This is a genomic window from Cupriavidus sp. 05T313 (assembly GCF_056396665.1).
The window spans coordinates 1-5,967 of the sequence record NZ_JBFTLX010000388.1; the positions used below are offsets into that span (position 1 = coordinate 1).

Annotated in this window: 4 protein-coding genes and 1 pseudogene; all 5 read left to right on the plus strand. The window is 55.9% G+C overall.

Features of this window, described 5'->3' with window-relative positions; genetic code table 11:
- The first annotated feature begins 198 nt into the window (after positions 1-198).
- Positions 199-2,698: pseudogene (locus tag AC1DKD_RS39370) on the plus strand (type VI secretion system Vgr family protein).
- 30 nt (positions 2,699-2,728) lie between these two features.
- The gene (locus AC1DKD_RS39375) at positions 2,729-3,982 is read left to right on the plus strand and encodes a hypothetical protein (protein WP_441637411.1); all 1,254 of its coding nucleotides are present in this window, start codon (positions 2,729-2,731) and stop codon (positions 3,980-3,982) included.
- Between the two features lie 21 nt (positions 3,983-4,003).
- Entirely contained in the window at positions 4,004-4,687 is a 684-nt protein-coding gene (locus AC1DKD_RS39380; protein WP_477144576.1) for a hypothetical protein, read from the plus strand.
- 81 nt (positions 4,688-4,768) lie between these two features.
- Positions 4,769-5,017: a PAAR domain-containing protein gene (locus tag AC1DKD_RS39385; protein ID WP_441637415.1), complete on the plus strand. Its 249-nt coding sequence runs from the start codon at positions 4,769-4,771 to the stop codon at positions 5,015-5,017.
- Positions 5,018-5,029: 12 nt separating this feature from the next.
- Positions 5,030-5,967, plus strand: a 938-nt coding sequence (locus tag AC1DKD_RS39390; RefSeq protein WP_477144577.1) for a hypothetical protein, incomplete at its 3' end; no start/stop codon positions are given.

Below are 5,967 nucleotides of genomic sequence, written 5' to 3' on the forward strand. Positions count from 1 at the left end.
CCGCACTCACCCAGTAGCATGTTTTCAGAATCGGGCCCGAGCACCAAGCTCGCAGCGTTTCGCAGCCCGGACTTCGAATAAACGTGGTTGCATGGCGCGCCGCGATGCCAAGCACCTAGTCACTTGTCGTTCCTGGCGTGCGCAACCAATCCGCCACGAAGCTTGCCGCGAAGCGGCAGGCGTGACAACGGAGAAGACATGGGCGTTATCGACAAATTCGAGGCATACGGCACAAGGATGCCCGGGCGCCAGGCTTACCATCTGGACATTCCTCGCGCGGCCAGCGCGGCGGAACTGTCGGTAGTGTCGTTCGAGGCAGTGGAGCGATTGGGAGAGATCTACACCGTCACGATCCGGCTAACCCACCCGCTGGAACTCGACCGGGCGGAATACCTCAATTGTGACGCGACCTTCGTGATCGACCCCGGCGACGGCAGCGAACCGCGCCGGTTCGCGGGGTGGATATCGACGTTCTCACGCACGAAACGCACGCGCGATTTCTTCGCCTACGAAATCGTGCTCCGGCCACTGGCCGCGCGGCTCGAACTCGTCCGGACCACGCGCATCTACCAGAACAAGACGGCCCCCCAGATCATCGAGGCTATCCTGCGCCGGCACGAACTCCGGGGCCACCAGTTTKCCATCAAGSYGCGCCGCGAGTATRCCCAGCACAAATTCCGCTTCCAGTACCAGCTATCCGACTGGGAATATGTCCAGTTGCTGATGCGCCAGGAAGGGCTGTATTGCTACTTMATCCCGGGAAAGTTCGGCGAGATGATCGTCTTCGGCGACGACATCGACCACTACGTCTACCAGCCCGAACTGCGCGTGCCCTATCGSGAGACCGCCGGCCTGGAAGCCGGCATCGAGGCGGTATCCGACATCCAGGTGCACGCCAAGACCGTGCCCGAATCGGTCCTGGTCGCCGACTACAACCCGGATCAGGCGTGGGAACCCATCAAGGGCGAGGCCAAYGTCGCGCGTAAAGACAAGACAACGTACGGCCAGCAGTATATCTACGGCACGCATCATCTGGACAAGGCCGAGGCGAAGTGGGAGGCGCAGCTGCGCCACGAGGCCCTGCTGGCCGGCCAGCTTGTCTATGCGGGCGAGAGCAACGTGCTCAGGCTGCAYMCCGGCWGCATCCTGCGCATGGATGAGCCATTGGCYGARGCCCCCAACGGCCAGGTCATCACCGAAGTCATCCATACCGGGGGGCGTGATGCCGCTTACCGCAAYACCTACAAGGCCATCCCGTCGGACCGGCGCTTTCGCCTGCCGCTGGACGAGGAAAACTGGCCGAAAATCCAGGGCACGCTGAGCGCGCGCATCACCTCGCCCGGCCAATACAAATACGCGTACCTGACAAAAGCGGGCCACTACGTCGTCCGCTTCGATTTCGATTTTGAGCMATGGCCGAAGGGCATGGAAAGTGAGGCCATACCCCTRGCAAAACCGTATGCCGGCGGCCTGCAAACCGGGTTCCACTTCCCGCTCATCGACGGCACCGAAGTYGCGATTGCCTTTCGCGACGGCAACCCGAACAAGCCCTATATCGCGCAYGCGCTGCATAACAGCCGGCAAGAGGACCTGATCACCACYCGGGACCGGTGGCTGTCGCGCAACCTGATCAGGACGCAGAGCAACAACAAGCTGCGCATGGAGGACTGGAAGGGAGAGGAGAGCATCAAGCTYTCCACCGARTATGGTGGCAAGACCCAGCTCAACCTTGGCTACCTCGTTGATCGCAACAAGAAAAAGCGGGGGGGAGGGCTTTGAGCTGCGCACCGACGCCTGGGGAGCGATCCGGGGTGGCAAGGGGCTGTTCCTTTCGGCGGACGCGCAGCCGAAAGCCGGTGGACAGCAGCTGGACATGCAGGAGGCCAAGGCGCAGCTGGATGCTGCGCTAGCCCAAATGCAGGCTCTCGCAGAGAGCGCACGGATGGCGCAGGCCCATGCCGCCGAGGTGGAAAAGCAGCGGCAATTCCTGGGGCAGCGCCTGGACAAGCTACAGCAAGCGGTGCTGTTGGCTACCGCGCCGGCTGGTGTCGCTGTAACCAGTGGGCATGACCTGCAACTGGCCGCGCAGGGACAGGTTACCGTCACGGCTAGCGGCAACGCCGATATCGGCGTTCTAAAGAAATTCACTGTGGCTGCGGGCGAAGCGATATCGCTATTCGCGCGAAAACTTGGCATAAAACTCTTTGCCGCCAAGGGTAAGGTCGAGATCCAGGCGCAGAGCGACGAGATGCACCTGACGGCGCTGAAGGACCTGAAGATCATCAGTGTTGATGGCAAGCTAATTCTGTCGGCCGAAAAGGAGGTCTGGCTTGGCGCGGGAGGCTCCTACATCCGAATCACCCCAGAGGGCATCGAGAACGGTACGCCGGGCGATATTCTGGAGAAATGCGCTTTCTGGGATAAGCCAGGGCCAGCGTCCATGTCGATACCGTTGCCGGGGCTTCCCGGGGAGAAAGGCTTCAGTGCGCAATTTACGGTGCGCGATCGCAGTGGGGCCATTCTACCCAACTATTCGTACCGACTGGAAGCAGAAAACGGGCTGGCTTGGCACGGCAGGACCGACGAAAACGGGATGACCGAGCGCATCTGGACCGCCAATCCGCAGAACGTGATTTTGCACCAGCACGATCCACATATTGCCGATGACGATCCCTTTGACGACCCCCACGATTGTTGAGCCACCTCATTTAGCAAGAAAGGACAATAGATGACTGGCCCGAACCAGACTCCCATTGGGACCATGATGTGTACCCAAAATCAGCCGACGCAAAACGTAAATTGCTTGACGCGCAAGGTGAGTTTTGTCTTTTACTGTGCGCCGTTGGATGAGAGTAATTCTATGTACGAAGCTGCTTACGGCAGCGGCGACGTTACACATCGAGCCATAACCTCATCGGCATCATATTTAAATAATCTGCCATTCGTGGTTGTTGATGCCGATACCAACCAGGTGATTTATCCTTATAACAATGCCAATGGCCAGACTGCGGCTTTTGGGCCGAAAGTGCACTCGAATACGCTGCATGACGGTGCGCGTTGGGTGCACTCTCTTCCACCGATAAATATACCGAATCACGTCAATAGAATCGCTTTGCATATTGCAAACGATGCTTATCAAGGATATAGAAGGTTTCAGCTATTTCCGTGGACGGTGCCGAATTCCGCTCACTGTAGGGTGAATGTCTACGAGCTGCGATCGGATTTGCAGGAGAGGTTTTCTGATGCTAACCAGCTTGGTCAATCACCAGCGGAAAATACATTGGCGGCTAAACCGGGATCGGCTGATGAATACTACGGCTATCTGAATGGTGACGTGTGGCTGAGCATCAGCCATGAATTCACAGACCAAGAAATCACACGCCTTTGCCCGCCAGAAACGCTATCCAGAACTGCGCAGGGCGGTGGCAATACTGAGAGGCTGGATGTCAATTGGACAGTGGTACTTCAACCGATCTATGGCGCGGGAGTGAATTCCCGCTCGATGGCTCCATTTAATGTCCGGATTGACGCGCTGGGTATTACCGCAAAATTCACTGAGAGGGCCGTCGCCAATGCCGTCTACACAAGCAATCGTACAACCGTCCAGCAAGCTTTACGTCGCACCTCGCCGCGCGCATTTGCGGCTCTTCTGAAAGCTGCGTGGCGCGTCCGTATCGATACGGTTGATCTCTCAAGCTCATGGCGGCCTATGCTGGGTTCGAGGCTGCATAAGATGGGAGTTGGGTTGGATGTCACCCATTTTGATGACGGGCAGGAAAATATTCATTTTGTGATACGCAATCAAGGGATTGCTGATAGRGGCAATGCGTTTCCTGCAAGTCCGGGAGGTAGGAGACTTGAGGCGCTATATGAGGAACTTAGAGGGGATCCAGGAGTATCGTCGGGCGCAGTGCATACGCCATGGAGAAGTTGGGTGATACCTCATGATAATCATATGCATATAACAGTCAAATTTGAGTAATTTATTTTTTTATAGTCATCAATGAAGAAAATGCTCATATTTTTTATTGCTGCGTGCGGGCTTTTCGGCCTCTCGCATGCCGATGCGAAAACTGACAAATTCGCAATCTACAACGGGAAAAAGGTGTATTACGACACACTTTTTGAGCCGAAATGTGCGTTAGCCGTTAGGAACTCCGTGGGAAAATTAAAAAAAGGCGATTTCTTAATGATAGATATCGCCTGCGAGCAATATCGGATTTCAAAAGATGATGATGTTATTTATCCATTCATCAATTCGCTAAGGGAGCCGTCAGCGATTGCAAAAAAGAGAGATTTCATCTCGCTGGATGAGCTGTCAGAGTGGAAGGGAAAGCCGCCCTTCCGCGTAATATTTTTCATCGGTTCTGTCATCGAAGACCCAGATCCACCACTAAATCCATCTTATCTACCATATGATGAAAAAAACAAAATAAAAAATTATATTATGATTGACGATAGTGGCTACGAGGTAAGTCTATCTGGAAAAAAAAGGACAGGTTACCGATTTTACCAGTTTATGGATAGGTGCTATCTGGCGACGGAAAGAAAGCCGCGGAAGTATAAGTCCGTGACATTCTGCCCGAATTCTGGAAGGTCGGGTTATGTTTTCCCCGAGACGGTTGATACGATAGGCCAAAGCATCTGGGGAGCCTCGGGAAAACCGCCTCCACAGGAGAAACATTAAGGTCCGTTCTGACGGAATCACCCGCCGAGGTGAAGTGCGCGGGGTCGTAATTACTTTTCGGTATTCGAGTTGAGAAGAAATATGGATCTTATCCGGTTTGGTGATGCTACCAATCATGGCGGCCTGGTCATCAGTGCTTCGTCGACCATGCGGTACAGCGGTCGCGCGGTGGCCCGCAAGGGAGACCAGGTATCCTGCCCCAAGCACCCCAATGTGCGGCCCAACCTGATTATTGACGGCGATGAATCCATGAAGGATCAAGGCGTTCCGATCGCACGCCATGGTTATCGCGCAATGTGTGGCTGCAAGCTGATTTCGAGTCTCCTTTGAAACTGATGACCGATGCCCATTGATTTTCCGGACCCTTCTCGTGCAGAGGATCAACCTTCGTCGCCGAACCCGATCGTGTGGCTGACGCTCCTGGTGGTGGTTCTGGCAACTGGTGTCGCCTGGACATTGCTTAACTGGCCGAAGAACCAACCCACGGGCACGCCATGGTTCTGGATGCAGTTGGTTGGATATCCGGGCTTGGCATGGTGTGTCTTGTTTGGCTTTCGCCTGCACTTTTATGAAGAAGAGAGTAATTATCTGGCGGCAAGGGAGGTAGTCCGGTTGGAGGACCGTGCGGAAGCCATCGCTTTTGGCGCCGAGCCACTGGCAGTGCTCGGCGCCGTGTATCTGTGTGCCATGGAGCCGAATGGTGTCTCGGCGCGGATTGCGCAGCGGGAATCGGCGTTGCGGGCACGTGTGCCGAAGCCTCGCATGCAGGCGATTCGTCATGCTCGACTTGCAATGGCTGAGACCGGCGCAGACGAAAAGGAGGCCGACCGTTATCGGCAGACATTCGAGGCGCTTTTAAAGGCAATTGACAAACCGCTGCGAGCCTTGCCGCCCAAGGTGCCATTCGACGTGCGATTGCAGTTGCCAGATGACGCTGAGCCAGAACGACTTCGTGAAGTATGGAAATCGTGCTGGAACAACGGTGGCCTTCGCCAGGCGGAGGTAATGCTGCTGCCTGCCAAAGAGGGGCTGATGATGCTGGATACCTGGCTGGATGAGTACGGTGGGCCGGCCTTGGAGACGTTCACCTTATTCGTCGCGGTTCAACTGCATGGCATGCCGCAGGAGAACAGTGGCGAGGTCGGCGCTGCTTTGCTGCTTGGCTGGGCGCCTTTGGCAGAAAGGAAAGACCTGGTGTCCATTGCGATGCTGCACCGTCCGGTGGCATGCGAAACCGATGGACTCAGCAGCGCCATCACGACCGCTGCCCTATGCGGACG